Origin of the sequence: Mangrovitalea sediminis (assembly GCF_002514725.1) — a bacterium.
Lineage (GTDB): Bacteria > Pseudomonadota > Gammaproteobacteria > Pseudomonadales > Oleiphilaceae > Mangrovitalea > Mangrovitalea sediminis.
This window is the reverse complement of record NZ_NTLB01000008.1, coordinates 98373-111363: the sequence shown is the minus strand read 5'-3', so window position 1 is coordinate 111363 and position 12991 is coordinate 98373. Positions and strand designations below refer to the sequence as shown.

The 12991-nt window shown below is 57.6% G+C and carries 13 protein-coding genes and 1 riboswitch; of the genes, 6 read left to right on the top strand and 7 right to left on the bottom strand.

The window, feature by feature from the left end:
- Position 1 precedes the first annotated feature (1 nt).
- The 6 genes from CLR77_RS19250 to lpxL form a co-directional block, all read right to left on the bottom strand.
- Positions 2-724 carry an ABC transporter permease gene (locus CLR77_RS19250; RefSeq protein WP_097462342.1) on the bottom strand — a complete coding sequence of 241 codons (723 nt, stop codon included), beginning with the start codon at positions 722-724 and terminating at the stop codon, positions 2-4.
- 4 nt (positions 725-728) lie between these two features.
- Positions 729-1433 (bottom strand): ABC transporter permease, encoded by a 705-nt coding sequence (locus tag CLR77_RS19245; protein ID WP_097462341.1) that lies wholly within the window; start codon positions 1431-1433, stop codon positions 729-731.
- Between the two features lie 64 nt (positions 1434-1497).
- Entirely contained in the window at positions 1498-2253 is a 756-nt protein-coding gene (locus CLR77_RS19240) for a transporter substrate-binding domain-containing protein (protein WP_097462340.1), read from the bottom strand.
- Positions 2254-2298: 45 nt separating this feature from the next.
- A complete protein-coding gene (locus CLR77_RS19235; protein ID WP_097462339.1) occupies positions 2299-3069 on the bottom strand; it encodes an ABC transporter ATP-binding protein in 771 nt (256 codons plus the stop codon).
- Positions 3070-3208: 139 nt separating this feature from the next.
- A complete protein-coding gene (locus CLR77_RS20480) occupies positions 3209-3340 on the bottom strand; it encodes a hypothetical protein (protein ID WP_264754708.1) in 132 nt (43 codons plus the stop codon).
- 377 nt (positions 3341-3717) lie between these two features.
- The gene (lpxL, locus tag CLR77_RS19230) at positions 3718-4668 is read right to left on the bottom strand and encodes an LpxL/LpxP family Kdo(2)-lipid IV(A) lauroyl/palmitoleoyl acyltransferase (RefSeq protein WP_097462338.1); all 951 of its coding nucleotides are present in this window, start codon (positions 4666-4668) and stop codon (positions 3718-3720) included.
- A 119-nt stretch (positions 4669-4787) separates the two neighbouring features.
- Between lpxL and waaA the strand changes: the two genes are divergently transcribed.
- Positions 4788-6053 (top strand): lipid IV(A) 3-deoxy-D-manno-octulosonic acid transferase, encoded by a 1266-nt coding sequence (gene waaA / locus CLR77_RS19225; RefSeq protein ID WP_097462337.1) that lies wholly within the window; start codon positions 4788-4790, stop codon positions 6051-6053.
- A gap of 45 nt (positions 6054-6098) precedes the next feature.
- Here waaA and CLR77_RS19220 read toward each other — a convergent pair whose 3' ends face one another.
- Positions 6099-7508: a TolC family outer membrane protein gene (locus CLR77_RS19220; RefSeq protein WP_097462336.1), complete on the bottom strand. Its 1410-nt coding sequence runs from the start codon at positions 7506-7508 to the stop codon at positions 6099-6101.
- Positions 7509-7787: 279 nt separating this feature from the next.
- A riboswitch (TPP riboswitch) is annotated at positions 7788-7919 on the top strand.
- Between the two features lie 173 nt (positions 7920-8092).
- Between CLR77_RS19220 and thiC the strand changes: the two genes are divergently transcribed.
- The 5 genes from thiC (at position 8093) to CLR77_RS19195 (ending at position 12894) form a co-directional block, all read left to right on the top strand.
- Positions 8093-9973: a phosphomethylpyrimidine synthase ThiC gene (gene thiC / locus CLR77_RS19215; protein ID WP_097462335.1), complete on the top strand. Its 1881-nt coding sequence runs from the start codon at positions 8093-8095 to the stop codon at positions 9971-9973.
- A 238-nt stretch (positions 9974-10211) separates the two neighbouring features.
- Positions 10212-10853: an NUDIX domain-containing protein gene (locus tag CLR77_RS19210; protein ID WP_097462334.1), complete on the top strand. Its 642-nt coding sequence runs from the start codon at positions 10212-10214 to the stop codon at positions 10851-10853.
- A complete protein-coding gene (locus CLR77_RS19205; RefSeq protein WP_227520010.1) occupies positions 10850-11302 on the top strand; it encodes a DUF1249 domain-containing protein in 453 nt (150 codons plus the stop codon). Before CLR77_RS19210 ends, CLR77_RS19205 begins: the two co-directional genes overlap by 4 nt.
- Positions 11303-11492: 190 nt before the next feature.
- Positions 11493-12293, top strand: a complete 801-nt coding sequence (gene cpdA, locus CLR77_RS19200; protein ID WP_097462333.1) for a 3',5'-cyclic-AMP phosphodiesterase — start codon at positions 11493-11495, stop codon at positions 12291-12293.
- Positions 12265-12894 carry a YqiA/YcfP family alpha/beta fold hydrolase gene (locus tag CLR77_RS19195; RefSeq protein ID WP_227520009.1) on the top strand — a complete coding sequence of 210 codons (630 nt, stop codon included), beginning with the start codon at positions 12265-12267 and terminating at the stop codon, positions 12892-12894. The genes cpdA and CLR77_RS19195 overlap by 29 nt, the downstream gene beginning before the upstream one ends.
- The last annotated feature ends 97 nt before the right edge of the window (positions 12895-12991 follow it).

Below are 12991 nucleotides of genomic sequence, written 5' to 3'. Positions count from 1 at the left end.
ATCAGCTTCCTACGGGGCGCAAATGGGCGAGTAGTCGTCGCTCCAGTCGCTTGAAGCCGTAGATGATGGAGAAACTGACGATCAGGTAGATGGCAGCTACAAACAGGAACGCATCGAACGGCGCATAGAATTTGGCGTATATGTCATAGGCTGCACCGGTCAGGTCGATAATCGTCACTGCACTGGCAATGGCACTGGCATGCAGCATGAAGATCACTTCATTGCTGTAGGCCTGGAGGCCGCGCCGCAGGGCACTCGGCAGGACGATACGCCAGGTGTACTTGGCCCAGGACATGCCATAGGCTCTGGCGGCTTCGATTTCGCCATGAGGCGTGGCGACGATGGCACCTCGAATGATTTCTGTCTGGTAGGCGACCGTGTTGAGGGTAAATGCGATCAGGGCCGGATAGAACGGCGATCGCAGAAAATCCCACAGGAAGGTGTGCTGGATGCCGGGGATCTGTGCCGATCCGTAATAGATGATATACAGCTGCACCAGAAGGGGGGTGCCCCGAAACACGTAGGTATAGACCCAGATTGGGCCGGAGATCCACATATTCCTGGAGGCGCGCATCAACGCCAGCGGAATCGAGAACGCCAGTCCCAGTGCCAGGCAGAGGAAGACCAACTGCACGGTGGTGACGAAGCCGTGCCAATAGTGGATCAGCGTTTCCGGCGTAAAAATGTCGTTATGTGAGAGTAGGGTATAAATCTGGTCGAACATGCTATTACTCCCTGACCACGCCAGCGCTGTATTTTTGGTTCAACCAGCGGATGAACAATTCGGAGAAAGCGGTCAGCGCGAGATAGATAAAGGCGACCGGGATAAAGAACTTGAAGGGCGAGTGGACGGCCTTGGAGGCAACGTCAGCCAGCCTCACCATGTCGGCCAGCCCGATGATCGACACCAGTGCGGTGGTCTTCAGCAGAACCTGCCAATTGTTGCCCAGGCCGGGTAAGGCGTGGCGCAGCATCTGCGGAAACATCACGCGATGGAACACTTGCCACCGATTCATGCCATAGGCGAGGCCTGCCTCGATCTGCCCTCGGTTCACAGCCAGAAAAGCACCGCGAAAAGTCTCCGCCATATAAGCGCCGAAAATGAAACCAATGGAAATCACACCGGCGGTAAAGGCATCGAAATTCACATAGAAATCAATATTGAAATGATCGCTCAGGAAGTCGCCGAAGTCATTCATCAGTACTTGGCCACCGAAGTACAGGAGCATCATCAATACCAGGTCCGGTACACCGCGTATGACCGTGGTGTAGGCCGTCGCAATAGCGTTGAGGACCCTCTGGCCGGATAACTTGGCCGAAGCGCTGAGCAGGCCGAGAACCAGCGACAGCAAGAGGGATAGGAACGCCAGTTCAATCGTCAGGACGGCGCCCTTGAGGATGGATGGCCCGTAGCCATTGAAGTTGATTAGCATAATGTCCACCTGAAGGGCGGGTTGCCGCCAAAACGGCAACCCGGATGGCTACGAATAACTCAGCTTACATCTTGATGCTGTAGTCGAAATACTTCTTCATGATCTTGTCGTAGGTGCCATCGTTCTTCAGCTTGTCCAGGGCCTTGTTGAATTTCTCAGCCAGGTCCTTGTCGTGCTTACGGAAGGCAACACCGACGCCTTCGCCCAGCTTGACTGGCTTACCGACAACGTGGAAACCGCCCTTCTTCAGGAGGGTCTGCTGACCAACAGGGTAGTCAAGGAGAACGATGTCGGTACGTTGACCCTGGAGGTCGAGAACCAGGTCGTCAGCGGTGGTATAACGCTTGATTTGAACAACGTCAGCCAGGTTTTGCGTTACGTAAGTATCCTGAGTGGTACCACGCTGTACGCCGACGATTTTGCCTTTCATCTCGGCCTTGTCAGCCGGGTTGATGTTTACGCCGTCACGAGTGAACCAAGCGGAAGGCGTATTGTAGTAAGGCTTGGAGAAGAGGACTTTCTTGGCACGCTCAGGCGTGATGGACATGGAGGACATGATGGCGTCGTACTTGCGTGCCAGCAGGCCAGGAATGATGCCATCCCAGGATTGTACGATGAACTCGCACTTGGCATGGATTTCCTTACAGACCGCACGGGCCAGGTCAGGCTCGAAGCCGGTGAACTGGCCGTTGGGGTCCTTCCATTCGAAAGGCTTGTAGGGGACGTCATACGCAATCCGGACAGTCTTCCAGTCTTTGGCGTGAACCGCCGAGGTCAGCACTGCCAGCGCACAGCTCAGAGCGATCAGTATTTTTTTCATCGTTTCTCTCCGTGGGGATTAACCGTTCAGGGGGACTGCTCTTTTTTAGTATTTGGGCGCAAGAAACTGCTTCATGCGCTCAGACTTCGGATTGTCGAACACCTCGGTGGGCGGGCCTTGTTCCTCGATGCAACCCTGGTGCAGGAACAGCACCTTGGTGGATACATCGCGGGCAAATCCCATCTCGTGGGTGACGACGATCATGGTGCGGCCTTCTTCGGCCAGGCCCTGCATGACGCGCAGGACTTCGCCGACCAACTCGGGATCCAGCGCCGAGGTTGGTTCGTCGAAAAGCATGACTTCGGGTTCCATGGCCAGGGCTCGCGCAATGGCTGCACGTTGCTGCTGACCGCCGGACATCTGCGCGGGGTAGTAGTCCTTGCGCTCATAGATGCCGACTTTGTTCAGGTAGCGCTCAGCGCGTTCGATCGCTTCCTTTTTGGGAATGCCGAGCACGTGGATGGGGGCCTCGATGATGTTTTCGAGGACCGTCATATGCGACCAGAGATTGAAGCTTTGAAACACCATCGACAGGCGTGCCCGTACGCGTTCGACCTGCTTGTGGTCGGCGGGAACACGATCGCCGTTACGCTTCTGTGCGAAGGCGATTTCCTCGCCATGAAGGCAGATGGTGCCGGCAGTCGGGGTCTCAAGAAGGTTGATGCAGCGAAGGAAAGTACTCTTTCCTGAACCGGACGAGCCAATCATCGAAATGACGTCGCCCTTCTGTGCCTGGAGCGATACCCCTTTCAGGACTTCGAGTTTGCCGAAGGTTTTGTGGATATCGCGAACGATCAATGGCGCGGTTTCGGCCATGGGGTTCTCCTGACTAAGTGGTGTCTGCAACTGGCTCGTTCAAGTAAACATTAGCCGTAATCCGGCCGAGTACCAGTACACGAATATCATGCGACATCGTGGCCGGTTGGGTCATCCTTGAATTGGGGAAAGCCAGTGGCTATTCGTCGAGAACTTTGGCGAGCACAAGCTTGGCGACGGGCGACTGACGGATCAGTGCCGCAGGCAGGGGACGTCTAACGACGGCAGAGATTTGCGATTGACGGAGCGTTGTCCGGATCGAGCCGTGCATGGTCTGTGTCCTGGGCCAGTCGTGACTTGAATCAGTATCGTGAATTGTTTCTGTATCTCGATGCTGAATAGCAACAACTGTGCCGTTTATTTTCTTATTTGATCCGCAGGCATAAAAAACACGGTTTTTGGCCATCGCCTTTGGAGGCCTGCAGAACTCCAGGGTTGATTTTCACGGAGTCTGGGGAGAAAAAGCAAGCCTTGATTTCATTCGGATGAAGCGTAGGTATTAGCGATTAGTCCTATATGTGGGCCTTGGGCCGTTGTTTGGGCGGCCTTGAATCTCTTGTGCCGTGGGGTTGGTCGCGGCGCTTCGGACGCAGGGGTTTTCAGGTTAATAGGCCCGCTTTTGGTGCGTATGAGCCGGGCGACAGCTTTTTATGCCTTTTTTTGGGGCGGCCTGACATAGCGGTCCGGCATGCTCTTGTCGGGTCTTGATTTAAAACGTCGGTGCATCCAGAGGTACTGGGCCGGATGCTTGCGGATTTCCGATTCCAGGGCCTGGTTGACTCTTGTCGCATCCGCGATGTCGTCGCCCGATGGGAAGTCTTCCAGCGGGGGATGGAAATAGATGTCGTAACCAATACCGGCATCGTGCCGGAAATGGCTGAAGGGGACGACTTTACAGCCGCTGCTGCCGGCAATACGGGCAGTAGTGGTGATGGTTGCGGCAGGAACGCCGAAAAACGGGGCGAAGACACTGTTGCGCGTGCCGTAATCCTGATCTGGTGCATACCAGACGATGCGGTTCGCCTTGAGCCGCCGGAGCAGGCCTCGTAGATCCTTTCGTCCGAGGGCCGTGCCGTACCGGCTTTCCCGGGACCGGGTCATGACGGCATTGAACAGGGGGTTGTCATGATCTCGCTGCGTGACGTCCGCCTCGATGAAGAGTGTCACCAGGCTGCCGCTGAGATCCAGCGTACTGTAGTGCCCTCCCAGCAGGAGGATGCCCTTGCCATGCTGTAGCGCTTTTTCGATATGCTCGAGGCCATGGACGCGGGTGTAACGGCGCAGGCGTTCCGGGTTGCGAAACCAGCCGGTGGCTGATTCGAAGAGTCCGATCCCGTTGGAGCGAAAGCTCTCTTTGACCAGCGCCGCCTGTTGCTTCGCATTCAGTTCGGGAAAGCAGAGGCGAATGTTGGTTTCGGCGATATGCCGCCGCCGACTCAGGAGATGATAAGCCAGCCCTCCCAGCAGGCGCCCAAGGGCCTGCTGGAGACGTAACGGGAGTTGGGCAATAAGCCATATGGCGCCGAGTGTCAGCCAGGTGGGCCACCAGCGGGGATGCCAATAGTGTCGATAGCTGAGTGTGCGTTTGGTCGAACTCACGGGGTTCCCTCTCAAAGCCGCGCCGATTCTACCAGATGTCGTTGCGTAGATGCGCGCGCGGCAGTGGTGCTCTCAGTTGTGTACAATGCCTCGCTTTGATCGGTCGAATTCGGGTTCCCATGGCGCGCTGGTTGTATTGTCTGCTCCTTTATCTGTTTTCCCCGTTGGTCCTGTTGCGCTTGTGGCAGCGGGGGCGGCGGGCCCCCGCCTATCGGCGTCGTTGGCGGGAGCGCTTCGGGTGGGTGACCCCGGTGCCAGAAGGGGTGCGCTTTTGGGTACACTCGGTTTCCGTAGGCGAAACCATTGCAGCGGTTCCCTTGGTAGAGGCCCTGCTGGCTCGTCATCCGGGGGAGCGGGTGTTGGTCACGACCATGACGCCGACTGGATCCGATCAGGTCCGTAAATCGTTTGGCGACCGCGTATTGCATGTCTATGCGCCTTACGATTTGCCGGATGCTGTTGCCCGCTTTCTGCGCCGGGTGCGGCCGGCGGAGCTGATCGTCATGGAGACGGAGCTCTGGCCCAATCTGATTCACGCCTGTAGCAAGCGGGGAATCCCGGTGGTGTTGGCGAATGCCCGCCTGTCGGAGCGCTCTGCGCGGGGGTACGGGCGTGTGGCCTGGCTGTCCCGGCCGATGCTGCAGCGCCTGGATTGGATTGCCGCCCAGGCCGATGCCGATGCGGAGCGTTTCCTGGCCCTGGGTGCGCATCCGGATCATGTGTCCGTCTGTGGCAGCATCAAATTCGATTTCAGCCTGTCGGATAATCTCCGCGAGGCGGCGCGGCAGTTGCGGAGCCAGTTGGGGGGCTCGCGTCCTGTCTGGATTGCCGCAAGCACCCACGAAGGCGAGGATGAGATTCTGCTGGATGCTCACCGTCGCTTACTGAAGAGCTATCCCGATGCAGCCCTGATACTTGTGCCCAGGCATCCCGAACGTTTCAACGATGTCGCACGTTTGGTCGAACTCTCAGGCTTTACGCTGAGTCGCCGCTCCCAGGGCGCGCCTGCAGCGGGGTGCCAGGTATTGCTGGGCGACACCATGGGTGAATTGCGGATGATGTATGGTGCGGCGGACGTGGCTTTTGTCGGCGGCTCTCTCATTGAAAGTGGAGGGCATAATCCGCTCGAGCCTGCGGCCTGGGGATTGCCGACATTGATGGGCCCCCATGTGTTCAACTTCGCGGATATCTGTCAGCGGCTGGTTGAGGTGAAGGGCATGTGTTTTGCCGGCTCTGCCGAAGTGCTGGCGCAGCGTCTGACGAATTTCTTCGACGACCCTGAGCATCGCCGTGCCATCGGGCAGCAGGCCTTGGACTTTGTGGCGTCAAATCGGGGAGCTTTGCAGCGATTGCTCGAAGGGGTCGAATCCCGTCATTCCGGTTAAGCGAAGGGCTGCCATCCTCATGGAAGGCAGCCCTTCTGGCCGGTATTAACGCTTGGGCTTGGTGCTGCCTTTAGGCGGTTTGGCCGCATTGATGTCGCTGCTGCTGTCGGTCGGCTCGTTTGCCAGGGCTTCTATGCCGGGGGCGCCAGCGCTGAGCCAATGGTTCAGGTCAATCAGGTCCTGTGGGCTCAGGGTTCCGGCGACCTGCTTCAGCGTTAACGTGTTGATCACGTAGTCGTAGCGGGCATTGGCGTAATTCTTCAGGGCCACATAGTAAGCCTGCTCTGCGTTGAGCACTTCCACGATGTTGCGGGTTCCCACCGTGTAGCCGGCGCGGGTCGCTTCCAATGCACTGCGGCTGGAGACGATGGTCTGGCGTTGGGCGGCGACGGTTTCGATGTCGCTGTTGATCGTGCGGAAAATGGTCCGTGCGCTCAGGCTGACATTGCGTCTTGCGGTGCTCAGCTGCTCATCGGTCAGGTTGTAGGTCGCACGTGCCCGGCGAACGCTGGCCTGGGTGCCGCCGCCTTCATACAGAGGCATTTTAAGCTGCAGGCCGATGGTCGCGTCGCGGCTCCAGCCGTTACCCGTCTGGGTGATTGAGCTGCCGTTGAGGTCGTTCTTGGTGTAATCCGCCGTCAGGCTCACGGTCGGGTAGTAACCTGATTTCTGGACCTTCAGGTTCTGGCCGGAAGCCTGCAGCTTGTATTCGGCTGACTTGACGGACCAGTTTTGCGCCAGTGACTGTTTTTCCCAAGCCTTCGGATTGTTGGGCTGGGGCGCTCCGACGGGGAAGTCCTGCTCCAGGTTGTCCAGGTTGTCTTCCGCTTCACCGGTGAGGCGAGCCAGCTTTTCCTTGGCAATGTCCAGGTTGTTCTCGGCGGAAATGCGCTGGGAAATGCTGGCGTCATAACTGGCGCGAGCTTCCTGGACACCGGTGATGGCGATCAGGCCGACATCGTACTGTTCTTTCGCCTGTTCCCACTGTCGCTTGATGGCGGCTTCGGAGGCCTTGGCGGTGGTCAGGTTGTCCCGGGCGCGCAGCACGTTGAAGTAGGCCGTGGAAACGTCCAGCATCAGTTGCTGCTGGGCATAGTTGTAATCGGCTTCAGCGCTTTTGCTGGCAAACTTGCTCTCCTGGTAGCCGAACCAGGTGCTTGCCTGAAACAGGGGTTGTGTGAGCTGCAGACCGTAGCTGGCGGTCTTCCAGGAGTCGTGATAACCGTTTGCCAGGTTCTCATCGGTATGGCCGACGGATCCTACGGCACTCAGCTGGGGAAGTAATCCTGCCCGCGACTGGTTGATGGCGGCCTGGGTCGCGTCGAAGGCATACTTCGAGGCGGCCAGTGTGGAGTCGTAGGACAGCGCTTTTTCATATACCTGGACCAGGTCCACTGCCAGCGCAGGCTGGCTCGCCATCAAGGCGATCAGGCCCGAGAGAACATGCTTCTTCATGCAAACCCCTGGTTAATGTCTAGTGAAATAAACCTTTTAGTCTCCACCCGTCGATCATTGGGGAGGGTTCTGTAAATTCCGGGTCATGCGCATTGCAGGTTGGTTGGATCCGGGTCCGGACTCATGGGGAAGACTTCAGAGCCAGGTGTCCGGACGAAACAGCCGCCAGAATGAAGGCTTTGGTGGCGTTTGAATGGACCTGCCTGTGCGAGAAAGTGATCGAGCGCTCATTATGGACAAAAAAACAGCGAATCTCTACACTTGAGCATCTCAACCAATAGCGTCTTGACGGGGTGCTGGCGACTTTCGGTCGTCGGCTGAGATTGTTGAAGAGGGCGTTTTCGCCGCTTTCCAGAACCCGAGAACCTGATCCGGTTAATACCGGCGTAGGGATTCGAGACCGGCAGGCCGTGTTTTCCTGTAAAGCTTCAGGGCGCAGCTTGCGTCGCGGCTTTTATCATTGCCCCGTCATGCGTTACGGTGTCCGAGGATTCTCTGGGCTCCCCGTCCGCGTCTAACAGGCTCGGGTGTGCAGAGTGTCCCCACGTCCATTTTTCTGTGACCGTAAACGGGGGTCCCTTCATATGAGTGCTCGCCCTGGAGATTTTCTCAGCGAATCCGCTCGCGTCGATGACGCATCCATTAAGCCATTACCCAATTCACGCAAAATCTATGTGCAGGGGTCGCGAGAGGACCTGAAAGTTCCGATGCGTGAGATCAGCCTGTCCGATACCCCGACCGATTTTGGTGGTGAGGTAAACGACCCTGTGCTGGTGTATGACACCTCGGGTCCCTATTCGGATCCCAATGTTCGTATCGATCTGCGCGAAGGCTTGGCGCCGTTGCGTCAGGCCTGGATCGAGGAGCGTGGCGATACCGAGGTCTTGCCGGACTTTTCCTCCGAATTTGCGCGCCGCCGTTTGCGTGATCCCATGCTTGATCCCATGCGTTTCGGTCATTTCCGCAAGCCGCGGCGTGCCAAGGCCGGTCGCAATGTTACCCAGATGCACTATGCGCGGCAGGGCATTATCACGCCGGAGATGGAGTACATCGCCATCCGCGAAAACCTGAAATTGCAGGAAGCGAGGGAGAAGGGCTTACTGCGCAACCAGCATCCCGGCCAATCCTTCGGCGCCAGCATTCCCGCCGAAATTACGGCGGAATTCGTGCGTGATGAGGTGGCACGGGGGCGGGCAATTATTCCTGCAAATATCAATCACCCGGAAATCGAGCCGATGATTATCGGCCGTAACTTCCTGGTGAAGATCAACGGCAACATCGGTAACTCCGCCGTCACCTCCTCCATCGAAGACGAAGTCTCCAAGCTGGTCTGGGGTATTCGCTGGGGTGCCGATACGGTGATGGACCTGTCCACCGGCAAGAACATTCACGAAACCCGTGAGTGGATTGTGCGCAACTCGCCGGTCCCCATCGGTACGGTGCCGATTTATCAGGCGCTGGAGAAAGTCGGTGGCGTGGCAGAGGACCTGACCTGGGAAATCTTCCGCGATACGCTGATCGAGCAGGCGGAGCAGGGGGTCGATTACTTCACCATTCATGCTGGCGTCCTGCTGCGCTACGTGCCGCTGACTGCCAAGCGCGTCACCGGTATCGTCTCTCGCGGTGGCTCTATCATGGCCAAGTGGTGCCTGGCCCACCACAAGGAGAGTTTCCTCTACACCCATTTTGAGGAAATCTGCGAAATCATGAAGGCCTACGACGTGTCCTTCAGCCTCGGTGACGGTTTGCGTCCGGGCTCGGTGGCCGATGCCAACGACGAGGCCCAGTTCGGTGAGCTCGAAACCCTTGGCGAATTGACCAAGATCGCCTGGAAGCACGATGTGCAGGTCATGATCGAAGGTCCCGGCCATGTGCCCATGCACCTGGTCAAAGAGAATATGGACAAGCAGTTGCGCGAGTGCGATGAAGCGCCGTTCTATACGCTTGGGCCGCTGGTGACCGACATCGCTCCGGGTTACGATCACATCACCTCGGGCATCGGCGCCGCCATGATCGGTTGGTTTGGTTGTGCCATGCTCTGTTACGTGACGCCCAAGGAGCACCTTGGGCTGCCCAACAAGGATGACGTCAAGACCGGCATCATCACCTACAAGATCGCGGCACACGCAGCGGACTTGGCAAAGGGGCATCCGGGTGCGCAGATTCGTGACAACGCCCTGTCCAAAGCGCGCTTTGAATTCCGCTGGGAGGACCAGTTCAATCTGGGCCTGGATCCCGACACGGCGCGTAGTTATCACGACGAAACGCTGCCAAAGGACTCGGCCAAGGTGGCGCATTTCTGCTCGATGTGCGGTCCGAAATTCTGCTCCATGAAAATCACCCAGGAGGTTCGCGAATACGCGAGGGATCATGGGTTGGACGAGAAGAAAGCCGTCGAGTCCGGGATGGAAGAGAAGTCGAGCGAGTTTCGTGCACAAGGCAGTGAGCTGTACCATAAGGTATAGTGATCGATAACGGTCGTTGGTCATCCGGTACCTTGGTGCCGGATGACCGGCGGCGGTATCATCCCTCCGCAACAGTTCAGGGTGACACTGGTACCGATAGGTCTGGTGTCGTCTGTACCCGGGCAGCGCCGCACCTGTCGGCAAAAATCCTCCTTGGATCGCCCTCCTGCTTGCCAGTAAAGTGCGGAGTTGGCTTGGTTTGAACGCGACGCAGATGCTGTCGCGAAGCGAGTTAGTCATGTCGGAAGAACAAAACAGTCCCTTTGTTTTCGGCACGGGCGATGTCGAAATTCTCGACCGTCAGCCTTTGTACCAGGGCTTCTTCGCCATGGAGAAGGTCACCTTGCGACATCGGCGCTTTGAGGGCGGCTGGACACCGGCCTTCGACCGTGAGCTTTTTCTGCGCGGCGATGCTACCTGCGTGTTGCCATACGATCCCCGTCGTGGCGAGGTGGTCCTGCTGGAACAATTTCGACCGGGCGCGCTGGGGCGTGATCGCACACCCTGGCTGATGGAGCTGGTGGCGGGCATGAACGAGCCGGGTGAAACGCCGGAGCAGGTTGCTCGCCGGGAAGGTGTTGAAGAGGCCAATCTGCATTTTCTTGGCCTGGAACACATCTGCAATTACCTGGGATCGCCGGGCGGATGTACTGAACAGACCACGCTTTTCTGCGGCTGTGTCTCGTCTGAAGAGGCGGGAGGGCTGCATGGTCTGGCCGATGAGCATGAGGATATCCGCGTCCATGTGATGCCGTTCGAGGGTGCGCTGGCGATGGTGTATGACGGGCGCATCGATAACGCCGCGGCGATTATTTCGTTGCAGTGGCTGGCGCTCAACCGTCGTCGTATTGACGAACGTTGGCTGGGGAGTCTTCGGTGAGCCGGCAGTATATTCCTGACCTCAGGCGCCTGGGGGCGCTGTGCGAGGGAAACTATGCGCGTTTGCAGCAGTTGTGGGGGCTGGCGGAGGATTCTGAGGCCGCTCAGTTCGCGCTGCATAATGGTAGTGCCTATCTTGGTCGCGTCAGCATCGAACGTCTGCAAAGGGAACGCTACACGGACACCTACTATCTGGAGCAGGTGCACAACGCCGGGCGCTGGCTGAATAATCCTCGCATGACGGTGCGGGTTTACCACGATGCGCGCGTGGCGGAGGTCATCAGCTGCTATCGTTATCGGCGTATCGAAGCCGTGCACGACTACCCCAACCGCTTTATGCACCATCCCGATGAAAAGGTTCAGATCAACGCCTTTCTGGCTGATTGGTTAAGCTACTGCCTGCGCTTTGGTCATATCGCGGATCAGGCGGTGGCCTGGCCTGAGCGTTGATTTGGCGTATCTTTCCTCGACCTCTCAGGAAATGTGACTGCAATTCCGGAAAAACCTTCATTTCCACGCTATGCTGTTGGCAATCGACCGGGGTTTAATTGCGCGCATTACATAACAATACTGGCGCAACAGGTTTAGCTGTACCGGTCACTTTGCTGGAATTTGGTCGACTTGGAGACGACGCTGGGCCATGGCGCGATCTGCCCCTGTCCTGCAATTGGTTCAGATCACTGATCCACATTTGTGCAAGGAACCGAGCGGCACGCTGTTGGGTATGAATACCCGTGACAGCCTGGATGCCGTACTTGAGTTGGTGAAACATCATCACCCTCGTCCCGACGTGGTGCTGGCTACGGGCGATATTGCACAGGATGGATCGATCGAGGCCTATCGCTGCTTCGAAGAGAAGATGGCGACCTTCGCCTGCCCGGTGTTCTGGTTTGCAGGGAATCATGACGATCGTCACGCGATGCAGAGTGTGATTGCCGGTACCCAGGCGGCGCAACGTCGTATGCTTAGCGACCATTGGCAATTGATCTTTCTCGACTCCTCAGTCCCTGGCAAAGTGTTTGGCCGCCTGGACGCCAGGGAGTTGCACTGGCTCGAATCGGCTCTTGCCGAGTACCCCGATAAACATGCCCTGATCGCCTTTCATCATCATCCTGTGGATATCGACTGTCGTTGGATGGCACCGATCGGCCTGAGCAATGGTGACGAGTTCTTCGATGTCATTGATCGTTATGCCCAGGTGAAAGGCGTGATCTGGGGGCATATCCATCAGGAACTCGATCTGACCCGCGTGGGCGTTCGGCTGATGGCGACACCTTCAACCTGTGTCCAGTTCGAGCCAGGGTCTTCGGAATTCAGCGTCGACCGGCTTTCCCCAGGATACCGATGGCTCGATTTGTATGCTGACGGCCGGATAGAGTCGGGTGTCGTTCGTGCTGACCATATTGAGTTCGATGTCGACTACGACAGCCGTGGCTATTGATTCTCTGTCCGGCATGTTGCCCCCTCTTCTCGTTTATCTGCATGGCTTCAATAGCTCTCCGGGATCTCACAAGGCCCGGTTGTTGGCCGAGCACCTGATCGCGGACGACTATGGCTGTGAGTTACTGGTGCCGGAGCTGCCTTTTTCGCCGGTGAAAGCCGCCGCCCGTATCGATGGTTTGATCGCATCGGGGAAGGGGCGGCGCGTGGTGCTGATGGGCAGCTCTCTGGGGGGGTATTACGCGACCTGGGCGGCGCAGCGTTACGCGTTGCCGGCAGTGCTGATCAATCCGGCCGTCTATCCCTATCGTCTACTCCGCGATTATCTGGGGCCGCAGGAGAACCCCTACACCGGCGAGCGGTATGTGTTGGAAATGTCCCATATGGATACGCTGGAAGCCTTGGAAGTGGGGCCGCTGGAACGGCCTGAGCAGGTATTCGTCCTGCTGCAGACCGGCGACGAGACATTGAATTACCGTGAGGCGGTGTCACGATTCCAGGGTAGCCCGCAATGGATTCAGCCTGGCGGTAGCCATGCGTTCGATAATTTTGTGTCGACCTTGCCTGCCGCGCTCAATTTTCTGGGTGTCCGGCGCCGTTGAAGGGGCTGCCGTATGCTGAAATCTCCTGCGAAAATGAGTAGACTTCGCCCCCATTGAGTCCCATTCGTCCCCTTTGATGACAAAGCGTCAGGAGAAG

What these genes read in the sequence shown, in the direction of transcription:
- CLR77_RS19195 (WP_227520009.1), top strand. Translation starts at nt 12,265, where the DNA reads ATGTCGACTACGACAGCCGTGGCTATTGATTCTCTGTCCGGCATGTTG.
- CLR77_RS19245 (WP_097462341.1), bottom strand. Translation starts at nt 1,433, where the DNA reads ATGCTAATCAACTTCAATGGCTACGGGCCATCCATCCTCAAGGGCGCC.
- CLR77_RS20480 (WP_264754708.1), bottom strand. Translation starts at nt 3,340, where the DNA reads ATGCACGGCTCGATCCGGACAACGCTCCGTCAATCGCAAATCTCTGCC.
- CLR77_RS19240 (WP_097462340.1), bottom strand. Translation starts at nt 2,253, where the DNA reads ATGAAAAAAATACTGATCGCTCTGAGCTGTGCGCTGGCAGTGCTGACC.
- CLR77_RS19210 (WP_097462334.1), top strand. Translation starts at nt 10,212, where the DNA reads ATGTCGGAAGAACAAAACAGTCCCTTTGTTTTCGGCACGGGCGATGTC.
- CLR77_RS19235 (WP_097462339.1), bottom strand. Translation starts at nt 3,069, where the DNA reads ATGGCCGAAACCGCGCCATTGATCGTTCGCGATATCCACAAAACCTTC.
- CLR77_RS19220 (WP_097462336.1), bottom strand. Translation starts at nt 7,508, where the DNA reads ATGAAGAAGCATGTTCTCTCGGGCCTGATCGCCTTGATGGCGAGCCAG.
- waaA (WP_097462337.1), top strand. Translation starts at nt 4,788, where the DNA reads ATGGCGCGCTGGTTGTATTGTCTGCTCCTTTATCTGTTTTCCCCGTTG.
- thiC (WP_097462335.1), top strand. Translation starts at nt 8,093, where the DNA reads ATGAGTGCTCGCCCTGGAGATTTTCTCAGCGAATCCGCTCGCGTCGAT.
- CLR77_RS19250 (WP_097462342.1), bottom strand. Translation starts at nt 724, where the DNA reads ATGTTCGACCAGATTTATACCCTACTCTCACATAACGACATTTTTACG.
- cpdA (WP_097462333.1), top strand. Translation starts at nt 11,493, where the DNA reads ATGGCGCGATCTGCCCCTGTCCTGCAATTGGTTCAGATCACTGATCCA.